This is a genomic window from Micromonospora peucetia, assembly GCF_900091625.1.
Classification (GTDB): Bacteria; Actinomycetota; Actinomycetes; order Mycobacteriales; family Micromonosporaceae; genus Micromonospora; species Micromonospora peucetia.
On record NZ_FMIC01000002.1, the window covers coordinates 3,052,143 to 3,076,004 of the forward strand.

Consider the following 23,862-nt stretch of genomic DNA (forward strand, 5'->3'; position numbering starts at 1 on the left):
TGACGGCTCAGCCGGACCCGCGCCGGGGTGCCGGGACGCCCCGCCGCAGCAGCCACGCCACCCGCGAGCGTTCCCGGTGGAACTCGGGCGCCTCCGGATAGCCGCTGTGGTTGCGGATCGGGGGGTCGGCCACCTCCCCGTCGCTGGGGTGCAGCGCCTCCGGGTCACGTACGGCCAGCTCCCGTTCCGCTGCGGTGACCGGCCAGCCGAGCGGGTCGGTGTTCCGCCAGAAGTTGGTCCAGCGGGTCGGGCCGTCGGGCGGGGTGAGCGCCTCGGCCAGCACCGGCAGCCGGTCCGGGCCGAAGTATCCGGGAAAGACCCGTCCGTAGAGCCGGGTCAGCTGGCAGCCGTACGAGAAGAACCAGATCCGTCGGCGTACGCGGGCGGGCAGTTGGAGGATCACCGCCGCGCAGATCACCGTGCCCTGGCTGTGCCCGGAGAGGATGATCCCGTCCACGCCCCGGGGGTCGTTCTCGGCGAGCGCCAGCAGCCCGGCGGTGCGGGTCTGCAACTCGGGCACGGCCCGTTCGGCATAGCTGGGCGGGGCCAGCGGGTGCGCGGTACGGGGCCAGAACGTGCCCACGTCCCAGATCACGCCGACCGAGCGGCGGACGAGGTCGTTGCGGTAGACCAGCAGGCCCACCGCGGCGATCAGCACCGGCAGCCAGCCGAGCAACCGGTCTCCCACTGCGGAGATCCACTCGACGACCGCCGCCCCGCCGGTCGCCACCGTCGGGTGTGGACGGCTCCGGGAGAGCAGGGCGGCGCAGCCGAGGGTGACCAGTACGGCCGACCCGGCGGCGTACCAGCCGACCAGCCGTACGGCGTGCTCGCCGATCAGCCGGTGCAGCGCCCGCCACGTGCTGACGTCCCGGCACCGTCGCAGGTCGTGCGCCGAGAGCGAATGGCCGGGCGGCGCGAGCTGGGCGTACTCGTGCCGGCGGAGGCGGAGGAAGATCAGGCCGGCCCAGCCGGCCGTGGCGGCGAGCGCGAGCAGCGCGACGGCGAAGGCAAGCCCGGCCCACATCACCGGAACCGGGGGCGCGACGGGGGAAGGTCCGTGCGGGGCGGCGCCACCGTTGAGCCGGTCGGTGATCCAGTAGAGCAGCCCAGCGCTGTTGGAGACGCAGAGCAGCCAGCCGAAGCCGGCGATGACCGCCGGAGCCCGTCCGCCCCAGGCCAGGCCGGTGTGGGGTGCCAGTGGCCGCTGTTCGGCCGGCGACGGGACGCGTGGCAGCAGCAGGCCGGTGGCGGCCAGCGCGGCGACCGGGACGACGAGCGTCCAGAAGTCCAGCGCTGCTGGCGCGGCTGGCAGCCCGGGCAGCCAGCCGGTGGACCAGGCGAACCCGAGGGCGAGCAGCAGGGCGGCGGTGGCCGGCGCGGCCAGCGCCCGCCGTCCGGACCGGGCCACCGATCCGATCGCGATCAGCAGCAGCAGTTGCCCGGTGCCGAGCCAGGCGACGATCCAGTCGAGGCCGGGCAGCGACCGGTCGGCCGGACAGTTCGGCGTGGCGGCGTGCCAGGCGCAGCCGGGTGTCGGGCGCAGGGCGGCCAGGGGTGTGCCCGCGGGCCCGTCGGGCAACAGCAGGATCAGCACCGTCCCGACCAGTCCGGCACCGGTGAGCACGACGACCGCGATGCTCCGGCCGCCGAGCGGCGTGGCACCCGCGCGTCGGGTCAGCCCGGGCCGCGCGAGCGCCACGACCGCGATCAGCACGACGGCGGCGAGCGCCGCCACGGTGGGCCAGGCGACGGCGGCCCGGCCACCCCGGGGCGGGTCCATCGCGAGGACCGCGCCCAGCGGTACGGCGGCGGCGACGACCACGCCGGTGCAGAGGTGCAGCACGGCGCCCCTGCGCAACTGGCCCTCGCCCATCCAGAAGGTGCGGTCCTGCAACGGGTTGCCGGGCGGGTCGGGGGGCGGTTCGGGCACCGGTGGGCCCGCCTCGGGCTGTCCCGGCCCGTCGGCCGGCGCCCCGGTCGGCCGCCGGGAGGTCGGTGGCGCGACGGGGTCGGCGGGCATCTGCGCCTCGTACTGGTAGGTCCGCCAGGTCACCAGCCCGAGCAGGGCCAGCGCGCCGAGCGGCACGAGCAGCCCGACGGCGAGCGCCCTCGCGCCCTCGCTCCACCAGCCCCGCCCCAGGAACTCCCAGGGGCCGGGGATCTGGCGTAGGCAGTCGTCGGCGACGCACTGCCAGCCCACGAGGTCTACCCCGACGCCGGTGAGGGTGAGGGTGAGGGTGCCGGTGAGGCTCAGGCAGAACAGCCGGATCAACCAGGCCGTGATTCCCGAGGTGCTGTTCCAGCGTTCGGCATCGGGGTCGGCCGGAATGGACGGGCGGGCGTGCAGTGCGACGTTGGCCAGCGTGAACGGCAGCAGCAGCGTCCACAGTGCGCGCTCCACGTCCCGCGCGGTCCGCGCGCCGGAGGTGAGTTGCCCCCAGCTGTACGCCTCGACGACGACCGGGTCGCCCGGCTCGACGGTGGGGGAGCGGTAGAAGCCGGTGACCGGCCCGCCCGCGACGAGCCATGGCGGGGGTGGCGCGTCGGCCCCCGGTGCCGGGCGCAGGCCGAGGATCTGCCCGGGGGGCGTGTTGGAGACCCCGTGCACGCGCAGTTCGAGCACCCGATCGACCATCCCCGCCTCCAGGTGACGACGTCACCACCCACAGTGCCGCGGGTCGGGGTCGTCACGCCAGTGTCGGGAGGGTGTTTGTGCAGGTGGCGGGCTTGATGGTGGTCAGTCGAGCTGGCGTACGACGCGGGCCGGGTTGCCCACGGCGACGACGTTCGCCGGCAGGTCCTTCGTCACCACGGCGCCCGCGCCGACGACGGTGTTCTCCCCGATGGTGACGCCGGCGAGCACGATCGCCCCGCCGCCGAGCCAGACGTTGTCGCCGATGGTGATCGGCTGGGCCGCCTCCCACTTGTCGCGGCGCGGTCCGGGCTCGACGGGGTGGGTGGGGGTGAGCAGTTGCACGTTCGGTCCGATCTGGACGTCGGCGCCGATGGTGATCGGGGCGACGTCGAGGAAGACCGCGTTGAAGTTGACGAAGCTGCGGGGGCCGATCCGCACCTGCCAGCCGTAGTCGATGTAGAGCGGTGGCCGGACGTGGGCACCCTCGCCCACCTCGCCGAGCAGTTCGCGTAGGGCCGCGAGTCGGGCCTCGGGGTCGGCGGCCGGGCTGGTGTTGAAGCGTTCCATCAGCCGGGTCGCCCGGTCCACGTCGGCGGCGATCTCCGGATCGTCGGCGATGTAGGCCTCGCCCGCCAGCATGCGTTCCTTCATGGAGGTCACCGACCGATCATCCCCGAGGATCGGGCCCGTCCGTTGGCTGGTCCGTCATCTTCGTGTCTTTATTTTGCATACTCGGTATGCAACTCTGATGACTGTCAATGCGTCTCTCTCTACAGGTAGTAACGCCCGACGAGGAGGATCCGTTGCAGAGAAGAAGAAAACTGGTCGGTCTCGGTCTCGTGCTCGGCATGGTGCTCGGCACCCCCGGCATGGCCGTGGCCCAGGCACCCGCCGACCCGGCCGGCCGTCCCGACCCGGCAGCCCGCCCGGCCGCACCGCTCCGGACGGGGGCGGGCAACAGCGGCCCGGCCACCGTCACCCTGCTCACCGGCGACCGGGTAACCGTCAGCGGTTCCCAGGCCAGCGTGCGACCCGCACCCGGGCGTGAGGACGTCCGCTTCCAGACCCGACGCGATCGGGGCCACCTCTCGGTCGTGCCCGAGGACGCCGTGGCGCCGATCCGGGACGGTCGGGTCGACCGGCGGCTGTTCGACGTCACCGAACTGGTCGCTGCCGGCTACGACGACGCCCGGCGCGACAACCTGCCCCTGCTGATCACCGGCAGCAACGGCGCGGCCCGGCGTTCGGCGGTGCCCGGTGGGGTCACGGTCACCCGCGAGCTGTCCGCCGTCGGCGGGTTCGCCGCCACGGCCAGCAAGCGGCGGGCCGCGGAGGTCTGGGCGGCGGTCACCGCCGCCGGCACGAAGGTCGGCGCGGCAGGGGGCGCCGACCGGATCTGGCTCGACGGCCGGCGGCAGCTCACGCTCGACCGCAGCGTGCCGCAGATCGGCGCGCCGGAGGCGTACCGGGCCGGCTTCACCGGCCGGGGCGTGCGGGTCGCCGTGCTGGACACCGGGGTCGACGCCACCCATCCGGACCTGGCCGGCCGGGTGGCGCAGGTGCGCAACTTCACCGAGGAGTCGGCGCCGGGCGACGTGGTCGGACACGGCACCCACGTCGCCTCGACCATCGCCGGCAGTGGTGCCGCGTCCGGCGGGCGGCACAGCGGTGTGGCCCCGGACGCGACGCTGCTCGACGGCAAGGTCTGCGAGACGTACGGCTGCTCGGAGTCGGCGATCCTCGCCGGCATGCAGTGGGCCGCGGTCGAGCAGCGGGCCAACGTGATCAACCTGAGTCTCGGCGGCTTCGATACCCCCGAGGTCGACCCGCTGGAGGAGGCCGTCAACACGCTCACCGCGCAGACCGGCGCCCTCTTCGTGATCAGCGCCGGCAACTCCGGCCGATTCGCCCCGGTCAGTTCCCCCAGCACCGCCGACGCCGCCCTCTCGGTGGGCGCCGTCGACCGGGACGACACCCTCGCCGGCTTCTCCAGCCGTGGTCCCCGAACCGGCGACGACGCGCTCAAGCCCGACATCACCGCCCCCGGGGTGGGGATCGTGGCGGCGCGTAGCCGCGACGGGGTGATCGGCGAGCCGGCCGGGGACGGGTACGTGGCGATGTCGGGCACCTCGATGGCCGCTCCACACGTCAGCGGCGCGGCGGCGCTGCTCGCCCAGAAGCACACCGGCTGGAAGGCCGACCGGCTCAAGGCCCTCCTGATGTCCTCGGCGAAGCCGCACGCCGAGCTGACCGCGTACGAGCAGGGGGCCGGGCGGGTCGACCTCGCCAAGGCGGTCTGGCAGACGGTGACCAGCGACCCGCCGAGCGTGTCGTTCGGGCGGGCGCTCTGGCCGCACGGCGACGACGTCCCGATCACCCGCACGGTGACCTGGCGCAACGACGGCTCGACCGCCATCAACCTGGACCTGGCCGTCGAGACGACCGGCCCGGGCGGCAGGCCGGCCCCGGCCGGCATGTTCACCCTCGGTGCGACCCGGATCACTGTGCCGGGCGGCGGCACGGCGAGTACCACCGTCACCGCCGACACCCGCGTCGACAGCCCGGACGGCCACTACACCGGCCGGCTCGTGGCCCGCTCCGACAACACGGCGGTGGCGATCACCCCGCTGGCCGTGCACCGGGAGGTGGAGAGCTACACGGTGACCGCCCGGCACCTGAACCGCTCCGGCGCGGTCACCGGCCAGCACCGCACCACGCTGGTCTCGCTGGACGGGCTCGACCCGTACGACCTGTACGACCCGGACGGCACCGCCGAGCTGCGGGTCCCCAAGGGCCGGTACGGGCTGGTCAGCTATGTGGACGAGCTGGACGGCGACGAGTTCGTCGGCACCACCCAGCTCGTCCAGCCGGAGCTGGTGGTTGCCGGGGACACGCGGATCACCCTCGACGCCCGGAGGGGCAAGCCGGTCCGGATGACCGTCCCGCAGCGCTCGGCCACCCCGGCGCTCGTCGTCACCGAGGCGAACTTCCTCGCCGGCGAAAGCAGCTACGGCTTCGGCCTGCTGGCCTTCGACTTCACCGGCCTCTACACCGGCGGGCTCGGCCGGGCGGTCTCCGGGGAGCGGTTCTTCGCCACGGTCAGCAGCCAGTGGGCCGACCTGGAGGTGGCGAGCAGCCCCTACCTCTACGCCCTCAGCGAGGCGGTGCCCGGGCGGATGCCGACCGGCTTCGTCCGGCACTACCCGGCGAGGGATCTGGCCACCGTCAACCACCGGTTCAACGGCGGCAGCCCGGGGCTGGTCACCCAGCGCCTGGTCTTCCCGCACCGGGACCCCGACATCGGCGGCTGGGCGGTCGGCCTGCCCACCGCGACGCCGGGGCAGCGGGTCGAGCACTACAACACCCGGGGCGTGCGCTGGTCCTCGGAGCTGGACTTCGGGGTGCCCACCGACGACGGCTGGCTCGACCTCAAGGCGATCCTGTTCTCCGAGGAGCGGAGCCTGCGGGCCGGGCGGCACTACCGGGAGAGCTGGAACAGCGCGCCGTACGGGCCGTCGTTCCCGGCGGCGGGGATCACCCGGCAGGGCGACCGCGTCGAGGTGAACCTGCCGCTGCACAGTGACGCCGAAGGGCACGCGGGCGGCTCGGTCGCCGATACCGCCCGCACCGTTCTCTACCGCAACGGGGTGCTGGTCGGGGAGGAACCCGCACCGGGGTACGGCGAGTTCGACGTGCCGCCGGGCGCGGCCGACTACCGGCTGGAGACGTCATCGAAGCGGAGCTTCACCGACCTCTCGACCGAGGTGTCGGCCACCTGGACGTTCCGGTCCGGGCACGTCGCCGGGGACGAACCGGCCGCGCTGCCGGCGTCGGCGATCCGGTTCGCGCCCCGACTGGACCGGGACAACGCCGCCCCGGCGGGCCGGAGCTTCGTGATTCCGGTGACGGTGCAGCGGCAGCCGGGCGCGCCCTCGGCCCGGGTCGCCGCGTTGACCGTCGACGTCTCCTACGACGGTGGAAAGACCTGGCAGCAGGCCAGGGTCCGGCCCGGCGGTCAGGGCTGGGCGGCCACCGTGCAGCACCCGGCCGGCACCGGACACGTCTCGCTGCGGGCCACCGCCCGGGACACCGCCGGCAACACGGTCACCCAGCGCGTCATCCAGGCGTACCGCCTGCGCTGAGGCGTACCCCCGCCGGGTCCGCGACCGATCGCGGGCCCGGCGGGGTGGCCGTCAGTCGTTGGCGTGCAGCGCGGCGTTCAGCTCGATGCCCCGGCCGGCGCGCTGCTTCGCCTCCAGCGCCCCGGTGACCGAGTTGCGCCAGAACAGCAGGTTGTCCACCCCGGAGAGTTCGCGGGCCTTGACCACCCGGCCGTCCGGCAGGGTGATCTTGGAGGCGGCGGTGATGTAGCAGCCGGCCTCCACCATGCAGTCGTCGCCGAGTGAGATGCCCACGCCGGCGTTCGCCCCGATCAGGCTGCGCTCGCCGATGCGGACCTTGTCGGTGCCGCCGCCGGAGAGGGTGCCCATGATCGAGGCGCCGCCGCCGATGTCGGAGCCGTCGCCGACCACCACGCCCTGCACGATCCGGCCCTCGACCATCGAGGTGCCCAGCGTGCCGGCGTTGAAGTTGCAGAATCCCTCGTGCATCACAGTGGTGCCGGCCGCCAGGTGCGCGCCGAGCCGGACCCGGTCGGCGTCGGCGATCCGCACGCCGGAGGGCACCACGTAGTCGGTCATCCGGGGGAACTTGTCCACCCCGTAGACGGTCAGGTGGCGGCCGGCGGCCCGCTCGATGACCCGCAGCTCGTCCACCCGCTCCGGGGGGCACGGCCCGGCGGAGGTCCAGGCCACGTTGGCCAGCTTGCCGAAGATGCCGTCGAGGTTGAGCTCGTTGGGCCGCACCAGGCGGTGGGACAGCAGGTGCAGCCGCAGGTACGCGTCGGCGGCGTCCTTGATCGGGTCGTCCAGCGAGCCGATCACGGTGACCACCTGGACGGTACGGATTCCGGGCAGCGCCCGGTCGCCGACCGCCCCCGGCGGCAGGTCCAGCACGTCCGCCTCGTCCTCGCCGACGACCAGCGGCAGTTCGCCGAGGCCCAGCTTGCCGGTCGGATACCAGGTGTCGAGCACCTGGTCGTCAGCGGTCACGGTGGCCAGGCCGATGCCCCAGGCGGATTCGGACGTCACTGATTCACCTCTCGTTCGTGCTGCGGGCCGGCGAGCCCTTCGCGCCCCCACACGACCGCGTCGTGCACGGGCGGCCACGGTGAACTCGCTCCTCGCGCTCGCCAGCTCTGACGGTACCGTGCGAACCATGGAGAACCCGCTGACCCCCGAGGTCCTGGCCGATCCGGTGGCGTTGACCCGTGCGCTGGTCGACATTGAGTCCGTGTCCCTCGACGAGAAGGCGATCGCCGACTGCGTGGAGCAGGTGCTGCGGGGCGTACCGCACCTGACCACCTACCGGCACGGCAACACGGTGATGGCGCGGACCGACCTGGGTCGCGACCAGCGGGTGGTGCTCGCCGGGCACCTGGACACGGTGCCGCTGAACAACAACTTTCCGTCGACCACGCGCGGCGACCTGATGTACGGCTGCGGCACCTCGGACATGAAGTCCGGCGTGGCGTACGCGTTGCACCTGGCGGTGACCCTGCCGGACCCGCGCTACGACGTGACGTACTTCTTCTACGAGGCGGAGGAGATCGATTCGAAGTACAACGGTCTCTTCCTGGTCGCCGAGGCGCACCCGGAGTGGCTGGAGGCGGACTTCGCGCTGCTGCTGGAGCCGACGCACGGCATCGTCGAGGCCGGCTGCCAGGGCACCATGCGGGCGGTGGTCACCACCACCGGCGTACGGGCCCACTCGGCCCGCTCCTGGCACGGGGTGAACGCGATCCACGCGGCCGGCGAGGTGCTCGACCGGTTGGCCAGCTACGAGGCGCGGCGGGTCACCATCGACGGCTGCGACTACCGGGAGGGCATGAACGCCGTCCGCATCCACGGCGGTGTGGCCGGCAACGTGGTGCCCGACCGGTGCGAGGTCGAGGTCAACCACCGGTTCGCGCCGGACCGGACCCCGGCCGAGGCCGAGGCGCACCTGCGCGAGGTCTTCGCCGGTTTCGAGGTGCGGATCACTGATTCGGCCGCCGGCGCCGCGCCCGGGCTGGAGGCGGCCCCGGCCCGGGAGTTCCTCGCGGCGGTGGGCGCCGCGCCGATCGGCAAGCTGGGCTGGACGGACGTGGCCCGGTTCGCCGCGATGGGCGTCCCGGCGCTGAACTTCGGCCCCGGCGACCCCAACCTGGCCCACCACCCCGACGAGCACGTCGAGATCAGCAAGATCCGGGACGGCGCCGCCACCCTGCACCGCTGGCTGGCCTCCGCCTGACGGGGGGCGTCCCTTGCCTGAACGGGAGGTCCGCGTCAGCTGACGCGGACCTCCCGTTCACGGTGCTGTCGGTGCGGTCAGACGGTGGCGGACGCGTCGGCGGTGGGCCGTGCGTCGGGCTGGCCGCCCTGGTCGGTGGATGGTTCCATCAGGCGGGCGCGACGGCGCTCGGCCACCACGTCGCGGATGCGGCGCTGCATCTGCCGCCGGATCCGGATCATCTCGCTGTTGCTGATCACGCTGGCTCCTCCCCCGAAGGCGCGTGCCGGGGCATACCCGGTATGTGAATAGTAAGACGTCCGTGCGACCGAATTAGTTGCCCAAGATCCGGAAAAATCTTTCCGGGCCCTCCGGCCTGCGCCTCGCCTGTCGCCAGGCCCACATGCGCCCGGCCCTCGCCCGGCCCTCGCCCGGCCCGGGCGGCTCGTCCCCTCGCCGGGCCCGGGCGTTCCCGTCCGGCGGTCCGGGGCAGTCCCGGCTCGCGGTGCTCGCACCCGGCGGGTGCCGCTCCACTACGGTTGCTCCCATGGGTCAGAGCAAGGGGCGGGAGGCCGGCCGAGAGCCGGGACAGGAGCGGCACCGGGGGGCTGTGACGCTGCGTCGGCAGGCGATCACGAGCAGCACCGCCGATCAGCGCCTGCTCGATTCGCGCGGGCGCGGCGACTGGAAGACCAAGGACGCCTGGCGGGCGCTGCGCATCCTCTCCGAGTTCGTCGAGGGTTTCGACACTCTGGCCGACCTGCCCCCGGCGGTCAGCGTGTTCGGTTCTGCCCGCAGCCGGCCGGAGAGCCCGGAGTGCCAGCTGGCCGAGGCGCTGGGCGCGGCTCTGGCCCGAGCCGGCTATGCGGTGATCACCGGCGGCGGGCCGGGTGTGATGGAGGCGGCCAACCGGGGCGCCAGCGAGGCTGGCGGGCTGTCGGTCGGCCTCGGCATCGAGCTTCCCTTCGAACAGGGCCTCAACGACTGGGTCGACCTGGCCATCGACTTCCGCTACTTCTTCGCCCGCAAGACCATGTTCGTCAAGTACGCCCAGGCGTTCGTCGTGCTGCCCGGCGGGTTCGGCACCCTGGACGAGCTCTTCGAGGCGCTGACCCTCGTGCAGACCGGCAAGGTCACCCGGTTCCCCGTGGTGATGATGGGCGCGGACTACTGGAGCGGCCTGCTCGACTGGCTGCGCGACACCATGGCCGCCGACGGCAAGATCGGGCCGGTCGACCTGGAACTGATCTGCGTGACCGACGACGTCGACGCGGCGGTCCGGCACATCGTGGAGGCCGAGGCCGCCCTCAACGTCGAGCAGGAAGCGGTCCGTGAGGAGGCCGTCGCCGTCACCGCCGCCGATCAGCGTGCCGCTGCCGAAGCGGGCGACGAGAGCCGGGACCACTGACATGGCGGCGATCTGCGTCTTCTGCGCCTCCTCCCGTACGCTCGACCAGCGTTGGCTGGACCTCGCGGCCGAGACGGGCGCGGAGATCGCCCGGCGCGGGCACACGCTCGTCAGCGGCGGCGGGAGCGTCGGCATGATGGGCGCGTTGGCGGACGGGGCGCGGGCAGCCGGCGGCCGGACGGTCGGGGTGATCCCCCAGTCGCTGGTCGACCTGGAGGTCGCCGACCTGGCGTCGGACGAACTGCTCATCACCGACTCGATGGCCAGCCGCAAGACCGTCATGATCGACAAGTCGGACGCGTTCCTCACCCTGCCCGGAGGGCTCGGCACCCTCGACGAGCTGTTCGAGGTCTGGACGACCGCCACCCTGGCCCTGCACGCCAAGCCGATGGTGCTGGTCGATACCGACGGCTTCTACCGCCCGGTGCTCGACTGGCTGGGATCGCTGGCCGACCAGACCTTCCTCAAGCCCGCCGGTCTGGGCCTGCTCACCGTGACCGACACGGTCCCCGCCGCCCTGGACACCCTGGACCTCCACCTAACCTGACCCCCTCCCTCCCTTCCCTCGCCTCCGCCCCCCGCCCCCCGCCCCACGCCCCCACGCCCCCACGCGATCTTGCGCCCCCGCCTCCGCGATCTTGCACTTATGGCCCTTGATATGCCTGGTTTACGTGCTTTGCCCGGGCCGTAAGTGCAAGATCGCGGGGGCGCGGGGCACGGGCCGGAGCGCGGGGGCACGGGGGCCGGGGCACGGGGCGGGGGCGGGAGGGCGAGGGGTGGGTGGGGACGGGGTGGCGGGGTGGGGGTGTCGTACCGGCATGGTGGGATGGACGGATGCAGGCGTACCGGTTGGTGCGCCGGCCTGCCGAGGCGGCCCGGGGGGACCAGCGGCCCGGCGGGTCGGCCCGGGAGGACGGTCGGTCCAGGGGGCCGACCGCGCCCGTCGGCCGCCAGCCAGCCGGCGACGAGGGTGAGTGGCAAGCCGGTGGGGCCACTGAGGGCGAGTGGCAATCCGCTGGGCCGGCCGGTGGGGGCGGGCGCCGTGGGGCGGCGTGGCTGACCGATCCGCGCCAGGCGGAGATCGTGGCGCACACCGACGGGCCGATGCTGGTGCTCGGCGGCCCCGGCACGGGCAAGACCGGCACGCTGGTCGAGGCCGTCGCCGCGCGGGTGACCGAGGGCGTCGACCCGGAGCGGATCCTCGTGCTCACCTTCGGCCGCCGGGGCGCCACCGCGCTGCGCCAGCGGATCGAGGCCCGGGTCGCCGAGGGCGGGCACCGTGTGCTGCGCGAGCCGCTGGTGCGCACCCTCCCGGCGTACGCCTTCGGCCTGCTGCGCCGGGCCGCGGCCGAGCGGGGTGAGCCGTCCCCCCGGCTGCTCACCGGCCCGGAGCAGGATCTGATCATCCGCGAGCTGCTCGACGTGGTCGGCGAGGAACCCGATGACGACCCGGTCGGGTGGCCGGAGGACCTGCGCCCCGCGCTGCGCACCCGGGCCTTCGCGGCGCAGCTGCGGGACCTGCTGATGCGTGCCGCCGAGCGGGGCGTCGGCCCCGTCGAGCTGGCCCGGCTGGGCGAGAAGCTCGGCCGCGCCGACTGGCCGGCCGCCGCACGCTTCCTGCGGGAATACGTGGCCGTGCTCGCCCTGCGCGACGTCAGTAACCGTGGCTCCGTCGCGTACGACCCGGCCGAGCTGGTCCGGGCCGCCACCGGGATGCTGCTCGACGACCCCGAGCTGCTCGCGGCGGAGCGCCGGCGGCTGGCGTACGTCTACGTCGACGAACTGGCCGACACCGACCCGGCCCAGCAGGACCTGCTCGCGACGGTGGCTGGTGGCGGCAAGCCGCTGGTCGCGTTCGCCGACCCGGATTCCTCCACGTACGCCTTCCGCGGCGCGGACCCGGCGGGGGTGACCACGTTCCCGCACCGCTTCCGCACCGCCTCGGGGGCACCTGCGGCACAGGTGGTGCTCAACACCTCCTATCGGGCCGATGCCCGGCTGCTCGCCGCGTCCGGCCGGCTGGCGCGGCGACTGCGCGGCCCGTCGGCGCACCGTCGGCTGCACCCGCTGCCCGACGCGCCGCCCGGCTCGGTCGAGGTACGCACCTTCCGCTCGGCCACCAGCGAGGCGGCCTGGCTGGCGCACGCGTTGCGCGAGGCGCACCTGCTCGGTGGGGTGCCCTGGTCGGAGATGGCCGTGCTGGTGCGCTCCACCGGCCGGCAACTGCCCTCGCTGCAACGGGCCCTGCACGCCGCCGGGGTGCCCACCGTGGTGCACGGCGAGGACCTGCCGCTGCACCTGCAACCGGCGGTCGCGCCGCTGTTGCTCCTGCTGCGCTGCGCCCTGGAGCCCGAGCGGCTCGATGAGGAGGCCGCCGTCGCGCTGCTGCACTCGCCGCTCGGCGGTGCCGATCCGCTGGCCGAGCGGCGGCTGCGGCAGGGGCTGCGTGCCCTGGCGCTGGCCGGCCGGGACCGCCGGCCCTCCGGGGAGCTGATCGTGGAGGCGCTGCGCGACCCGGCCGAGCTGGCCGGGATCGAGCGGCACTGGGCGGAGCCGGCACAGACGGTGGCCGGTCTGCTGGCTGTCGCCCGGGAGACCGCCGCCCGGCCCGGCGCCACGGCGGAGGACGTGCTCTGGGCGGTCTGGCGGGCCAGCGGGCTTGCCGAGCTGTGGTCTGCGGCGACCGGCCGTGGCCAGACGGTGGCCGGCGAGGGCGACGTCGCGCGGCGCCGCCGCGCCGAGGCGGCCGACCGCGACCTGGACGCCGTGATGGTGCTCTTCGACGCGGCGGCCCGGTTCACCGATCGGCTGCCCGGTGCGCGTACGGAGGTCTTCCTCGACCACGTCCTCGGCCAGGACCTGCCGGCCGACACCCTCGCCCTGACCGCCGACCGGGGGGAGACGGTGCGGCTGCTCACCGCGCACGCCGCGAAGGGGCTGGAGTGGGATCTCGTGGCGGTCGCCGGGGTGCAGGAGGGGGTCTGGCCCGACCTGCGGCTGCGCGGAAGCCTGCTCGGTTCGGAGCGCCTGGTCGACGTGCTCGCCGGCCGGGCGGCCGGTGCCGGCGCGGTGGCGGCCCTGGTCGGGCAGACCTCGGCGCTGCTCGACGAGGAGCGCCGGCTGTTCCACGTCGCGGTCACCCGGGCGCGGCGGCGGCTGCTGGTCAGCGCGGTCGCCTCCGCCGCGGTGGGCGGCGACGACCACGAGGAGCAGCCGAGCCGCTTCCTCTACGAGCTGGGCCCGACCGACCCGCCCACCCCGGACGAGGACCCACCGCCCCCGGACAGCGGCCCACCGCCCCCGGACAGCGGGCCGGATCCCGAAGCGTCGGCCTCGGGTGTGCCGGCCTCGGGCGGTCCCGGTCCGGCACGACCGGGGCGGGACTCGTCGCAGCGGTCGGGGGACGGCGGTCCCGCCGGAGCCGAGGAGGAACCCGACCGTCCGGGCGCGTTGCCGGTGAGCCGGCCACCCCGGGCGCTGACCCTGCCTGCGCTGGTGGCGGAGCTGCGTACCGCGGTCAGCGACCCGGCCGCGCCCTACGCCCGGCGGCAGGTGGCGGCGGCCGAGCTGGCCCGGCTCGCTGCCGCCGGGGTGGCCGGCGCGCACCCGGACGACTGGTGGGGGCTGCGGCAGCTCTCCGACGACCGTCCGCTGGTCGACGAGGGTGACCCGGTCCGGGTCACCCCGTCGGCGATGGAGAGTGCGCTGCGGTGCAGCCTGCGCTGGCTGCTGGAGCGGCACGGCGGCAGCCCGCCGGCCAGCGCCGCCCAGGGGGTCGGCAATCTGGTGCACGCCGCCGCGATGCTCGCCGAGGACGCCAGCGCCGACCGGGGTGCGTTGCTGGACTACGTGGCCGCCCGGTTCGACGCGATCGAGCTGGCCGCCCGCTGGATGGTCGGGCCGGAACACAGCCGCGCCGAGGCGATGGTGGACAAGCTGCTGCGCTGGCTGGCGGTGAACCCGCGCCGGCTGCTCGCCATCGAGCACGAGTTCGCGGTACGCCTCGACGACCCACGTCGGCCGGTCGAGCTGGTCGGCCGGGTGGACCGGCTGGAGGTCGACGAGGACGGCCGGCTGGTCGTGATCGACCTGAAGACCGGGAAGTCCACCGCCGTCACGGCCAACGACCTCGCCGAGCACCCGCAGCTCGGCGCCTACCAGGCGGCGGTGGAGGCGGGTGGCTTCGCCGACTTCGGCGAGGAGTCCGGCGGGGCGGCCCTGGTGCAGCTCGGCACCGGCGCGAAGGACGCCAGGGAACAGAGCCAGCCGCCGGCCGGGGAGGGCCCGGAGGCCGGCTGGGCGACCGCGCTGGTGCGGCGTACCGCCGATACGATGGCTGCCGCCACCTTCGCCGCGGTCGCCAACTCGAAGTGCCGGGTCTGCCCGGTGCGTACGAGCTGCCCGGTGTCCGGGCAGGGCCGCCAGGTGGTCGAGCCGCCGACCACCCGCCGTCCGGAGCAGACTTGACGCAGCCCGCACTGTTCAGCAGCGCGACCCCGGCGCCCCGGGTCGCCGACGCCGGCCCCCGGTACACCCCGGTGGAGTTGGCGAAGTTGCTGAGGCTGCCCGCGCCGACCCGGGAACAGGCGGCGATCATCGCCGCCCCGGTGGAGCCGTTGCTGGTGGTCGCGGGCGCCGGCTCGGGCAAGACCGAGACGATGGCCGCCCGGGTGGTCTGGCTGGTCGCCAACTCGTACGTGCGGCCGGAGCAGGTGCTCGGGCTGACCTTCACCCGCAAGGCCGCCGGGGAGCTGGCGCACCGGGTGCGTACCCGGCTCGACCAGTTGGTGCGGCGGCTCGGGCGGCGGGGGCGCGACCCGCTCGACGACCCGCTGGCCGGGGAGCCGACCGTTTCGACCTACCACTCGTACGCCGGCCGGATCGTCACCGAGCACGGCCTGCGGGCCGGCTACGAGCCGTCCACCCGGCTGCTCACCGAGGCGTCCCGCTGGCAGTTGGTCGACCTGCTGGTGCGTAACTACGACGGTGACATGTCCGAGGTGGACCGGATGCCGAGCACGGTCACCGACGCGGTGCTGGCGCTCGCCGGGGAGCTGGACGAGCACCTGGTGGCCCCGGACGCGCTGGCCGCGTGGACGGGCCGCTTCTTCGCCGAGGTGCAGGCGCGTCCCGGCCGGGTCTACGCCGACGTCCGTAGGGCGCTGCAACTCCAGCAGACCCGGCTGAAGCTGCTTCCGCTGGTGCGCGCGTACGCCCGGCGCAAGGAGGACTTCGAGGCGATGGACTTCGCCGACCAGCTCGCCCGGGCGGCCCGGGTGGCCCGGGACCATCCGGGGGTCGGCGAGATCGAGCGGGACCGCTACCGGGTGGTGTTGCTCGACGAGTACCAGGACACCAGCCACGCCCAGGTGGTGCTGCTCAACGCGCTCTTCGGCGGGGGGCACCCGGTGACGGCGGTCGGCGACCCGTGCCAGTCGATCTACGGCTGGCGTGGGGCGAGCGCCGGCACCCTGGACCGCTTCCCCACGGAGTTCGCCCGTGCCGGCGGCGAGCCGGCCGAGGTGCTCAGCCTCACCACGAGCTGGCGTAACCGGCCGGAGATCCTCGGCGTCGCCAACGCCCTGGCCACCCCGCTGCGGGCCGCCGGCGCCCGGGTGCCGGAGCTGCACGCGGCCATGAGCGTCAGGGACCCGGTGCCGCACCGCAGCGCCCGTGGCGCCGCTGGCGGCACCGTGCACTGCGCCCTGCTCCGGACGTACGCCGACGAGGCCGACTGGATCGCCGACAGCGTGCTGCACGCCTGGCGGGGCGCGGCGGGGATGCCCGGCGTGCTGCCCGAGCACATTCCGGTGCCGCTGCGGCCCACGACCGCCGTGCTGGTGCGACTGCGCAGCCAGATCCCGGCGATCGAGTCGGCGCTGCGCGAGCGGGGCCTGCCGGTCGAGGTGGTCGGCCTGGGCGGCCTGCTGGACACCCCCGAGGTGCGGGACGTGGTGTGCACGCTGCGGGTGTTGGCCGACCCGACGGACGGGGCCGCGTTGCTGCGGCTGCTGACCGGCGCACGCTGGCGGATCGGGCCGCGTGACCTGGTGGCCCTGCACCGTCGGGCGAAGGCCATCGCGGCGGCCCGGCGCAAACTCGCCGACGACGGCACCCCGGAGATCAGCCCGGACCTGCTCGACGAGGCGACCCTGGTCGAGGCGCTGGCCGACCTGGGCCCGGCCCAGGCGTACTCGGCGGAGGGCTACGCGCGGCTGCGGGCGTACGCCCAGGAGCTGGGCCTGCTGCGTTACCGGTTGGACCAGTCCCTGCCGGAGCTGATCGCGGACATCGAGCGGACGTCCGGCCTGGACGTGGAGGTGGCGGTGCGGGCCGGCCGGGACGGGGCCGGGGACGCCGGCCTGGCCCGGGGGCACCTGGACGCGCTCGGCGACGTCGCGGCCCGGTTCAGCGGGGAGACGCCGGGCGCGACGCTGTCGGGGTTCCTGGCCTACCTGGCCGCCGCCGAGGACGAGGAGCGCGGCCTCACCCCGGGCGAGGTGGAGGTGGTCGAGGGGGCGGTGCAGATCCTCACCGCGCACGCCGCGAAGGGCCTGGAGTGGGACGTGGTCGCGGTGGCGGGGCTGAGCCGGGGTGTCTGGCCGGGGCCGGTGCGTAACTCCGACCACTGGCTCGGCGGGCTGGGCGTGCTGCCGTTCCCACTGCGCGGCGACGCCGACGGGCTGCCCGAGCTGGGCCTGGCCGAGGCCGAGGAGCAGCGGGGGGTGGCCCGGGCGGTGGAGGACTTCACCGACGCCTGGCGGGCGCACGACGAGCGGGAGGAGCGCCGGCTGGCGTACGTGGCGGTGACCCGGCCCCGGCGGCTGCTGCTCTGCTCCGGCTACTGGTGGGGGGAGAGCACCAAACGGCCGCGCGGCCCGTCGGTGCTGCTGCGGGAGGTGCACGACGCCTGCCTGGACGCCCGCGCGGGGCACCTGGTCGACGAGTGGACGCCGGAGCCGCCGGGCGACGCGGTCAATCCGACGACCGAGGTGGTGCTGCGCGCCGAGTGGCCGGCGGACCCGCTGGGCGCCCGCCGGCCGGCGCTGGCCGAGTCGGCAGCCCTGGTCCGCCGCTTCCTCGCCGACAGTGACGGCACCACCGGTGAGAGCAGCACTGCCGGAGAGGACGTGGACCGGCCGACCGGCGACCCGGACGTGGCGCGGTGGCGGCGGGAGGCCGACCTGCTGCTCGCCGAGCGGGCCGAGCTGACCCGGCAGTCCGGCGCGGTCGAGGTGACGCTGCCCGGCCAGCTGTCGGTGACCCAGCTGGTGGCGCTGCGCCGCGACTCGGCGGCGCTGGCCCGCGCGCTGCGCCGCCCGGTGCCCACCGAGCCGAATCCGTACGCCCGCCGGGGCACCGCCTTCCACACCTGGCTGGAGCAGCGGTTCGGTGCTGACCGGCTGCTCGACCTGGACGAGCTGCCGGGTGCGGCCGACGCGGACGCGGCGCCGGACGAGGCGCTGGCCGAGCTTCAGGAGCGCTTCCTGGCCAGCGAGTGGGCCGACCGGGTGCCGGTCGAGGTGGAGGTGCCCTTCGCCACAGTGATCGCTCAGGTGGTGGTCCGGGGGCGGATGGACGCCGTTTTCGCCCGTCCGGGCGGGCGGTTCGACGTGGTCGACTGGAAGACCGGCCGGCAGCCCGTCGGCGCCGCCGCCGACGTGGCCGCGGTGCAGCTCGCGGTCTATCGGCTGGCCTGGGCGGAGCTGGCCGGCGTGCCGGTGGACCGGGTTGGCGCGGCGTTTCACCACGTGCGGGACGGGGTCACGGTCCGCCCGGCGGACCTGCTCGACGCGGACGGGCTGACCGCGCTGATCGTCTCCGTGCCGGAAATTCCGGCAGACGGTGGTCCTACGGCGAATCCATGATAGGTTGGTCGCGTTGCAGTTATGGTTCCCAGAGACTCTGTGTGCGCCTGGAGGATTGTGGCCCAGGCGCTCTTTGTTGTGTCCGGAGTTCTCCGGGCGGGGCGACCAGAAGCGACAAGCGAGTCAGGCAGTTCCGCGTGGCGCGCTCCTCTTCGAGCCCGCAACAAGTGCGGGTTCGACGTTCCGTCAAGGAGACGAAACAAAAATGGCTATTGGCACCGTCAAGTGGTTCAACGCTGACAAGGGCTTCGGCTTCATCACCCCGGACGGCGGCGGCGCCGACGTCTTCGCCCACTTCTCGGCCATCCAGTCCTCCGGCTACCGGAGCCTGGACGAGAACCAGCGGGTCGAGTTCGAGGTGACCCAGGGCCAGAAGGGCCCGCAGGCGGAGAACATCCGTCCGCTCTGATCTTCGGATCTTCAGTAACACCCACCGCACCCTCCGGGCGCGGTGACGGGACCGGTCCGCCGCACCGTCGACCTGCGTATGCAGGCGGCGGGACGGCGGCGGGCCGGGCTCCCGTACCCCTTTCGGTTCGTGCTTGTGAGTCACCCGCGGCTTGGTCCGCCGGTGACAGCGCCGCCTCCGGCGCCCTCCCTCGACACGTGCCGCCGTCGAGGAAGGCTTCCGCATGACCACTGTCGTACCCTCTTTCGCCCTTACCGGGCTGGCCCCGGCGTTGCTCGCCGAGCTGGCCGCCCAGGGCATCACCGAGCCGTTCCCGATCCAGTCGGCGACCCTGCCGGACTCGCTGGCCGGCCGGGACGTGCTCGGCCGGGGCCGCACCGGCTCCGGCAAGACGCTCGCCTTCGGGCTTCCGTTGCTGTCCCGCACCGCCGGCCGGCGGGCCCGTCCGGGCCGGCCGCTGGCCCTGGTGCTGGTGCCGACCCGTGAGCTGGCCCAGCAGGTCACCACCGCGCTCGACCCGTACGCCCGGGCCGTCGGGCTGCGCTGCGCCACCGTCGTCGGCGGCCTCTCACTGCAACGCCAGGCGGATGCCCTGCGGGCGGGTGCCGAGCTGGTCGTGGCCACCCCGGGGCGGCTGCACGACCTGATCAACCGCGGTGACGCCCGGCTCGACCAGGTCGCCATCACCGTGCTCGACGAGGCCGACCAGATGGCCGACATGGGCTTCCTGCCGCAGGTCACCAAGTTGCTGGAGCAGGTCGCCCCGAACGGGCAGCGGATGCTCTTCTCGGCCACCCTGGACGGCGGCGTGGACAAGCTGGTCCGCCGTTTCCTGAGCAGTCCCGTAACGCACTCGGTGGACCCGGGCACCGCCACGGTGACCGCGATGACCCACCACGTGCTGCACGTCGACGCGCTGGACAAGCCGACCGCGCTGACCTGGATCGCCGCCCGCGAGGGCCGGACCATCCTGTTCATGGGCACCAAGCACCGCGCCGACCGGCTGGCCCGCCAGCTGCTGTCCAAGGGGGTACGCGCGGCCGCGCTGCACGGTGGCAAGTCCCAGCCGCAGCGCACCCGGATCCTGGAGCAGTTCCGCAACGGGCAGGTGACGGCGTTGGTCGCCACCGACGTGGCGGCTCGGGGCATCCACGTGGACGGGCTGGACATGGTGGTCAACGTGGACCCGCCCACCGAGGCGAAGGACTACCTGCACCGGGGTGGACGTACCGCCCGGGCGGGGGAGTCCGGCGCGGTGGTCACCCTGGTCCTGCCGGAGCAGCGCCGGGACGTGTCCCGGCTGATGTCGACCGCCGGCATCCGTCCCGAGTCCGTCCAGGTGCGTTCGGGCGACGCGGCCCTGGCCCGGGTGACCGGTGCCCGGGAGCCGTCCGGCGTGCCGGTGACGATCGCGCCGCCCCCGCCGCAGGCTGCCGCCAGCCGCGCCGGTGAGGGTGGCCGGGCTCCGCACCGCGCCTCGGGCCGGCCCCGCCGCTCCCGCCGCCCCCGTGCCCCGCACGCCTCCTGACCGACCTTCCCCGCTTCGTCCACCGAGCTCCCGGCACCTGTGCCGGGAGCTCGGTTGTTGAGTCCGGAATCAGCAGACGTTACGTCCGATCGGCGACTGTTTCCGCCGCCGCGGGTGGTGGAAGCTGGGCGCGGGGGAATATCCGGGCGGGACCGTCCGGCGTGGGAGGGGTGGTCATGGCGGGCGACGCCGGCTCGGGTGCGGCGCGGGAACTGTTGCTGGTGCTCGCGGTGGCGCTCGCCGGGCTGTTGCTCGCCATGGTCGCGGTCTTCACGCCGTGGCACGCCACCCCGGACGGGGCCGCGCCGGCCGCTCCGGTCGAGCTTCGCAGCCCGACGGAGCAGCCGGCCGCCACCGCCGGCTGAGCACGCCGCACCCGGCGGTCAGCGGGCGCGGGTCTCCCCGGCGCCGGCCGGCCGGTGTCCCGCAACCAGCAGGTCGGCGAGGGTGGTGCGGTCGACCACCAGGGCGATCGCGCCGTGCACGGCCAGCCAGACGTCCCGCAGGCCGGTCGCCACGCCCGCGTAGCCGGCCCGCTCGGCGGGCAGGCCGCGGACGGTCGTCAGGGACCCGCCGACCGCGCGGAGCACGTCGCCGACGCTGATCTCCACCGCGGGGCGGGCCAGGGCGTACCCGCCGTCGGTGCCCCGGTGGCTCACCAGCAGGCCGGCCCGGCGCAGGTCCACCAGGATGCCCTGGAGGAAGCTCAGCGGGATGCCCTGGCTCTCCGCCAGGGCCCCCGCCTTGACCAGCCCGCCGCCGCCGGCCGGGGCCACGGCGGCGACGGCGAGCATGGCCCGGAGCGCGTAGTCGCTGCGCGCGGAGACGTACACGTCACTGACCAGCCTGGTCCAGCACGCCCCAGCGACGCCGGATCGCCCGGTCCGCCGCCCCGAACGCGGCATCGACCACCAGGCCCAGCACCAGGATCACGATCATGGTGGAGATCAGCCAGGGGGAGTCGGAGAGTTCCCGCGAGTAGGTCAGCTGCGCGCCCAGCGAGGTCTGCGAGATGCCGACCACGATCAGCTCGCCGGCCATCAGGCTGCGCCAGGAGAACGCCCAGCCCTGCTTGAGGCCGGCCACGATGGCCGGCAGCGCGGCGGGCGCGATGACGTACCGGTACAGGTTCAGCCCCCGGGCGCCGAGGTTGCGGCCGGCACGCAGCAGCAGCGGCGGCAGGTAGTCCACGCCGGCGATCACGCCGTTGGCGATGGACGGCGCGGCGCCGAGCACCACCACGAAGAAGATCGCCTTCTCGCTCAGCTCGAACAGCAGGATCGCCAGCGGGAACCACGCGATCGACGGCATGGTCTGGAGGGCGGTGATCATCGAGCCGATCGCGGCCCGCAGGATCCGCGACCGGGCCACCGCGAGGCCGAGCAGCAGGCCGACGGCGACCGAGAAGAGGTAGCCGAGGGCCGCCCGGCGCAGGGTGGTGGCCAGCCCGTCCCAGAGCTGGACGCCGCTGACCTGCCGGATCAGTTCCTGACCCACGGCCGCCGGGCCGGGCAACGAGTACTCGGGCTTCCAGCCGGACCAGACCACGACCTGCCAGGCGCCGAGGGCGAGGGCGAGGGCGGCCAACTTCGGCCAGGTCGCGGCCCAGAGCCGGCTCGCCCGGGTACGGCTCTCCTCCCGGCCGGCCAGTTCCAGCGCGTCCAGCCCGGAGATCTCCGCGTCGGTACGCGTAACAGTGGCGAGGGTGTCACCGGCCATGACGGCCCACCTCCGTACGCAGGCGGTCGGTGACCTCGGCGGCGATCGCGGCGACCTCGGGGGAGTCGATGCGGCGCGGCCGGGGCACGTCGACCGGGGTGGACCAGATGATCCGGCCGGGCCGGCTGGAGAGCAGGATGATCCGGTCGGCGAGCCGGGCCGCCTCGCGGACGTTGTGCGTCACGAAGAGCACGGTGAGCTGCCGCTGCGTCCAGATCCGTTCCAGCTCGTCGTGCAGGATGTCCCGGGTCATCGCGTCGAGCGCGCCGAACGGCTCGTCCATCAGCAGCACCGGCGTGTCCAGGGCGAGGGTGCGGGCCAGCGCCACCCGCTGGCGCATGCCGCCGGAGAGTTCGTGCGGACGCTTGCGGCCGAAGTCGGCCAGGTGCACCGTGCCGAGCAGTTCGGCGACCCGGTCCCGCCGCGCGGCCCGGGGCAGTCCGCGCAGCTTCAACGGCACCTCCACGTTGCCCTCGACGGTCAGCCAGGGGAAGAGGGCCGGCTCCTGGAACATCAGTCCCGGTTCGACGCCCTCCTCGAGGTCGATCCGACCGCCGCTGGGCCGGTCGAGGCCGGCGACCAGGTTGAGCAGGGTGCTCTTGCCGCAGCCGGAGGCCCCGACCAGGCAGACGAACTCGCCGGGCGCGACGTCGAGGGAGACCCCGTCCAGGGCGGGGACGGCGTTCGCCCCACGCCCGTACACCTTGGTGACGCCGTGCAGCGCGACCGAGCCGGTCGCGCTGCGTGGCGTCGTCGTGGTCGACGTCATGGTTGGACGACCTCGGTCCTGCCCTGACCCTTGAGTACCTCGTTGAGGTGGGTGAGGTCGTAGAGCCCGTCGAGGCTGACCGGCTGGGTCAGCCCGACCGCGACGGCGTGGTCGAGCCCGGTCTTGAGCGACGAGGCGATCGGGTCGTTGGTGAACTCCAGCGTCGGCCAGGCCTGCTTGATCAGCTTGAGGTCCAGTGGCTTGCCGCTGATCTTCCCGATGTGCTCGGAGATGGCCTGGTGTGCCTCGTCGGGCCTGCCGTTGACGAACTCGTTCGCGGCCACCTGGCCCTCGACCAGCTTCTTCACCACGTCGGGGTGGGCCTTGAGGAACTTGGTGCTGACGATCAGGTTGGTGATCACGAACTTCCGGTCCGGCCAGAGGTCTCGCTCGTCGACGAGCACCTTGCCACCGGCGTTGACCAGCCGGGACACGAACGGCTCGGGCACCCAGGCGCCGTCGATGGCCCCGCTGTTGAACGTCTCCACCGTCTGGGCGTTCTCCTGGGGGATGATCTTGACGTCGCCGCCGCCCTCCTTGGTCGTCGTGAGGCCCTTCTCCTTGAGCCAGTGGCGGATGGCCACGTCCTGGGTGTTGCCAAGCTGCGGGGTGGCGATCTTCCTGCCCCGCAGTTGCTCCACCGAGGTGATCTCGGGCTTCACGACGAGCGCGACGCCGCCGGAGGCCGCGCCGGAGATGACCCGGACGGCCTCGCCCTTGGACTTCGAGAAGGCGTTCACGGTCGGGTTCGGACCGATGTACGTGGCGTCGAGCGCGCCGGAGAAGATCGCCTCGATCGCGGCGGGGCCGGCGTTGAAGGTCTTCGTCTCCAGCTTGACGTCGCTGCCGAGCTTCTCGGCGAAGATGCCCTTCTCCACGCCGACGACGGCCGGCGCGTGGGTGATGTTGGGGAAGTAGCCGAGCCGCAGGGTCGTCGGGCCGGAGCCGCCGCCCGCGCTCTCGCTGTCGTCGCCGCAGGCGGCGGCGGTGCCCAGGGTCGCCGCGCCGACGACGGCGAGGGTGGCCAGGGAGACCCACCGACGCAGGGGGAGCCGTCTCATCGTCCATCCAATCCGCAGTATTCCTACTTAGTTGGTAGGAAGAGTGGGCCAGGCGGTGAACCGACGTCAAGGGCCAACCACATCTCGGGATGAGCATCCCAAAAAAGGCGGCAATCTCTACTGGTTGGATGG

Annotated in this window: 17 protein-coding genes; 9 read left to right on the forward strand and 8 right to left on the reverse strand. The window is 74.0% G+C overall.

Translation table 11 applies throughout. The features are described from left to right. Window positions 1-7 precede the first annotated feature (7 nt). Both GA0070608_RS14400 and GA0070608_RS14405 read right to left on the reverse strand, forming a co-directional pair. Window positions 8-2,638, reverse strand: coding sequence for a hypothetical protein (locus GA0070608_RS14400; protein ID WP_091628127.1), 2,631 nt, complete (start codon window positions 2,636-2,638; stop codon window positions 8-10). A gap of 102 nt (window positions 2,639-2,740) precedes the next feature. Next, window positions 2,741-3,298, reverse strand: coding sequence for a sugar O-acetyltransferase (locus GA0070608_RS14405; RefSeq protein WP_091628129.1), 558 nt, complete (start codon window positions 3,296-3,298; stop codon window positions 2,741-2,743). Between the two features lie 98 nt (window positions 3,299-3,396). Here GA0070608_RS14405 and GA0070608_RS14410 point away from each other — a divergent pair, with 98 nt between their 5' ends. Further along, window positions 3,397-6,780, forward strand: a complete 3,384-nt coding sequence (locus GA0070608_RS14410) for a S8 family serine peptidase (protein ID WP_091628131.1) — start codon at window positions 3,397-3,399, stop codon at window positions 6,778-6,780. A gap of 51 nt (window positions 6,781-6,831) precedes the next feature. On the opposite strand, the gene dapD is transcribed toward GA0070608_RS14410, so the two are convergent. Then, entirely contained in the window at window positions 6,832-7,788 is a 957-nt protein-coding gene (dapD, locus tag GA0070608_RS14415; RefSeq protein ID WP_091628134.1) for a 2,3,4,5-tetrahydropyridine-2,6-dicarboxylate N-succinyltransferase, read from the reverse strand. 127 nt (window positions 7,789-7,915) lie between these two features. On the opposite strand from dapD, the gene dapE reads away from it, so the two are divergent. After that, entirely contained in the window at window positions 7,916-8,989 is a 1,074-nt protein-coding gene (gene dapE / locus GA0070608_RS14420; protein WP_091635084.1) for a succinyl-diaminopimelate desuccinylase, read from the forward strand. Window positions 8,990-9,066: 77 nt separating this feature from the next. Here dapE and GA0070608_RS32625 read toward each other — a convergent pair whose 3' ends face one another. Next, window positions 9,067-9,228 carry a hypothetical protein gene (locus GA0070608_RS32625; RefSeq protein WP_176733720.1) on the reverse strand — a complete coding sequence of 54 codons (162 nt, stop codon included), beginning with the start codon at window positions 9,226-9,228 and terminating at the stop codon, window positions 9,067-9,069. Window positions 9,229-9,515: 287 nt separating this feature from the next. Between GA0070608_RS32625 and GA0070608_RS14425 the strand changes: the two genes are divergently transcribed. The 7 genes from GA0070608_RS14425 to GA0070608_RS14455 all read left to right on the forward strand — a co-directional run bounded on the left by GA0070608_RS14425 (window position 9,516) and on the right by GA0070608_RS14455 (window position 20,546). Continuing rightward, entirely contained in the window at window positions 9,516-10,376 is an 861-nt protein-coding gene (locus GA0070608_RS14425) for an LOG family protein (RefSeq protein WP_091628136.1), read from the forward strand. Window position 10,377: 1 nt separating this feature from the next. After that, a complete protein-coding gene (locus tag GA0070608_RS14430) occupies window positions 10,378-10,923 on the forward strand; it encodes an LOG family protein (protein ID WP_091628138.1) in 546 nt (181 codons plus the stop codon). A 287-nt stretch (window positions 10,924-11,210) separates the two neighbouring features. Further along, complete coding sequence (locus tag GA0070608_RS14435; protein ID WP_091628141.1) at window positions 11,211-14,843, forward strand: ATP-dependent helicase; 3,633 nt, start codon at window positions 11,211-11,213, stop codon at window positions 14,841-14,843. Then, window positions 14,840-18,244, forward strand: coding sequence for an ATP-dependent helicase (locus GA0070608_RS14440; protein ID WP_091635086.1), 3,405 nt, complete (start codon window positions 14,840-14,842; stop codon window positions 18,242-18,244). The genes GA0070608_RS14435 and GA0070608_RS14440 overlap by 4 nt, the downstream gene beginning before the upstream one ends. 205 nt (window positions 18,245-18,449) lie before the next feature. Beyond that, on the forward strand, window positions 18,450-18,653 hold the full coding sequence (gene cspE / locus GA0070608_RS14445) for a transcription antiterminator/RNA stability regulator CspE (RefSeq protein WP_007464836.1): 204 nt from the start codon (window positions 18,450-18,452) through the stop codon (window positions 18,651-18,653). 223 nt (window positions 18,654-18,876) lie between these two features. Then, on the forward strand, window positions 18,877-20,181 hold the full coding sequence (locus GA0070608_RS14450) for a DEAD/DEAH box helicase (protein ID WP_091628144.1): 1,305 nt from the start codon (window positions 18,877-18,879) through the stop codon (window positions 20,179-20,181). Window positions 20,182-20,357: 176 nt separating this feature from the next. Then, entirely contained in the window at window positions 20,358-20,546 is a 189-nt protein-coding gene (locus tag GA0070608_RS14455; protein WP_091628146.1) for a hypothetical protein, read from the forward strand. Between the two features lie 18 nt (window positions 20,547-20,564). Here GA0070608_RS14455 and GA0070608_RS14460 read toward each other — a convergent pair whose 3' ends face one another. The 4 genes from GA0070608_RS14460 to GA0070608_RS14475 are packed head-to-tail and all read right to left on the reverse strand — an operon-like array spanning window position 20,565 to window position 23,730. After that, window positions 20,565-21,014, reverse strand: a complete 450-nt coding sequence (locus GA0070608_RS14460; RefSeq protein ID WP_091628149.1) for an RrF2 family transcriptional regulator — start codon at window positions 21,012-21,014, stop codon at window positions 20,565-20,567. Window position 21,015: 1 nt separating this feature from the next. Further along, on the reverse strand, window positions 21,016-21,900 hold the full coding sequence (locus tag GA0070608_RS14465; RefSeq protein WP_091628151.1) for an ABC transporter permease: 885 nt from the start codon (window positions 21,898-21,900) through the stop codon (window positions 21,016-21,018). Beyond that, window positions 21,890-22,669 carry an ABC transporter ATP-binding protein gene (locus GA0070608_RS14470; RefSeq protein WP_091628153.1) on the reverse strand — a complete coding sequence of 260 codons (780 nt, stop codon included), beginning with the start codon at window positions 22,667-22,669 and terminating at the stop codon, window positions 21,890-21,892. Before GA0070608_RS14470 ends, GA0070608_RS14465 begins: the two co-directional genes overlap by 11 nt. Beyond that, window positions 22,666-23,730 (reverse strand): ABC transporter substrate-binding protein, encoded by a 1,065-nt coding sequence (locus GA0070608_RS14475; RefSeq protein ID WP_091628155.1) that lies wholly within the window; start codon window positions 23,728-23,730, stop codon window positions 22,666-22,668. The genes GA0070608_RS14470 and GA0070608_RS14475 overlap by 4 nt, the downstream gene beginning before the upstream one ends. Between the last annotated feature and the right edge of the window lie 132 nt (window positions 23,731-23,862).

Coding starts and splice junctions, on each gene's coding strand:
- GA0070608_RS14475 (WP_091628155.1), bottom strand. CDS start 23,730: ATGAGACGGCTCCCCCTGCGTCGGTGGGTCTCCCTGGCCACCCTCGCC.
- GA0070608_RS14400 (WP_091628127.1), bottom strand. CDS start 2,638: ATGGTCGATCGGGTGCTCGAACTGCGCGTGCACGGGGTCTCCAACACG.
- GA0070608_RS14455 (WP_091628146.1), top strand. CDS start 20,358: ATGGCGGGCGACGCCGGCTCGGGTGCGGCGCGGGAACTGTTGCTGGTG.
- cspE (WP_007464836.1), top strand. CDS start 18,450: ATGGCTATTGGCACCGTCAAGTGGTTCAACGCTGACAAGGGCTTCGGC.
- GA0070608_RS14435 (WP_091628141.1), top strand. CDS start 11,211: ATGCAGGCGTACCGGTTGGTGCGCCGGCCTGCCGAGGCGGCCCGGGGG.
- GA0070608_RS14425 (WP_091628136.1), top strand. CDS start 9,516: ATGGGTCAGAGCAAGGGGCGGGAGGCCGGCCGAGAGCCGGGACAGGAG.
- GA0070608_RS14450 (WP_091628144.1), top strand. CDS start 18,877: ATGACCACTGTCGTACCCTCTTTCGCCCTTACCGGGCTGGCCCCGGCG.
- GA0070608_RS14465 (WP_091628151.1), bottom strand. CDS start 21,900: ATGGCCGGTGACACCCTCGCCACTGTTACGCGTACCGACGCGGAGATC.
- dapE (WP_091635084.1), top strand. CDS start 7,916: ATGGAGAACCCGCTGACCCCCGAGGTCCTGGCCGATCCGGTGGCGTTG.
- GA0070608_RS14410 (WP_091628131.1), top strand. CDS start 3,397: ATGCGTCTCTCTCTACAGGTAGTAACGCCCGACGAGGAGGATCCGTTG.
- GA0070608_RS14430 (WP_091628138.1), top strand. CDS start 10,378: ATGGCGGCGATCTGCGTCTTCTGCGCCTCCTCCCGTACGCTCGACCAG.
- GA0070608_RS14470 (WP_091628153.1), bottom strand. CDS start 22,669: ATGACGTCGACCACGACGACGCCACGCAGCGCGACCGGCTCGGTCGCG.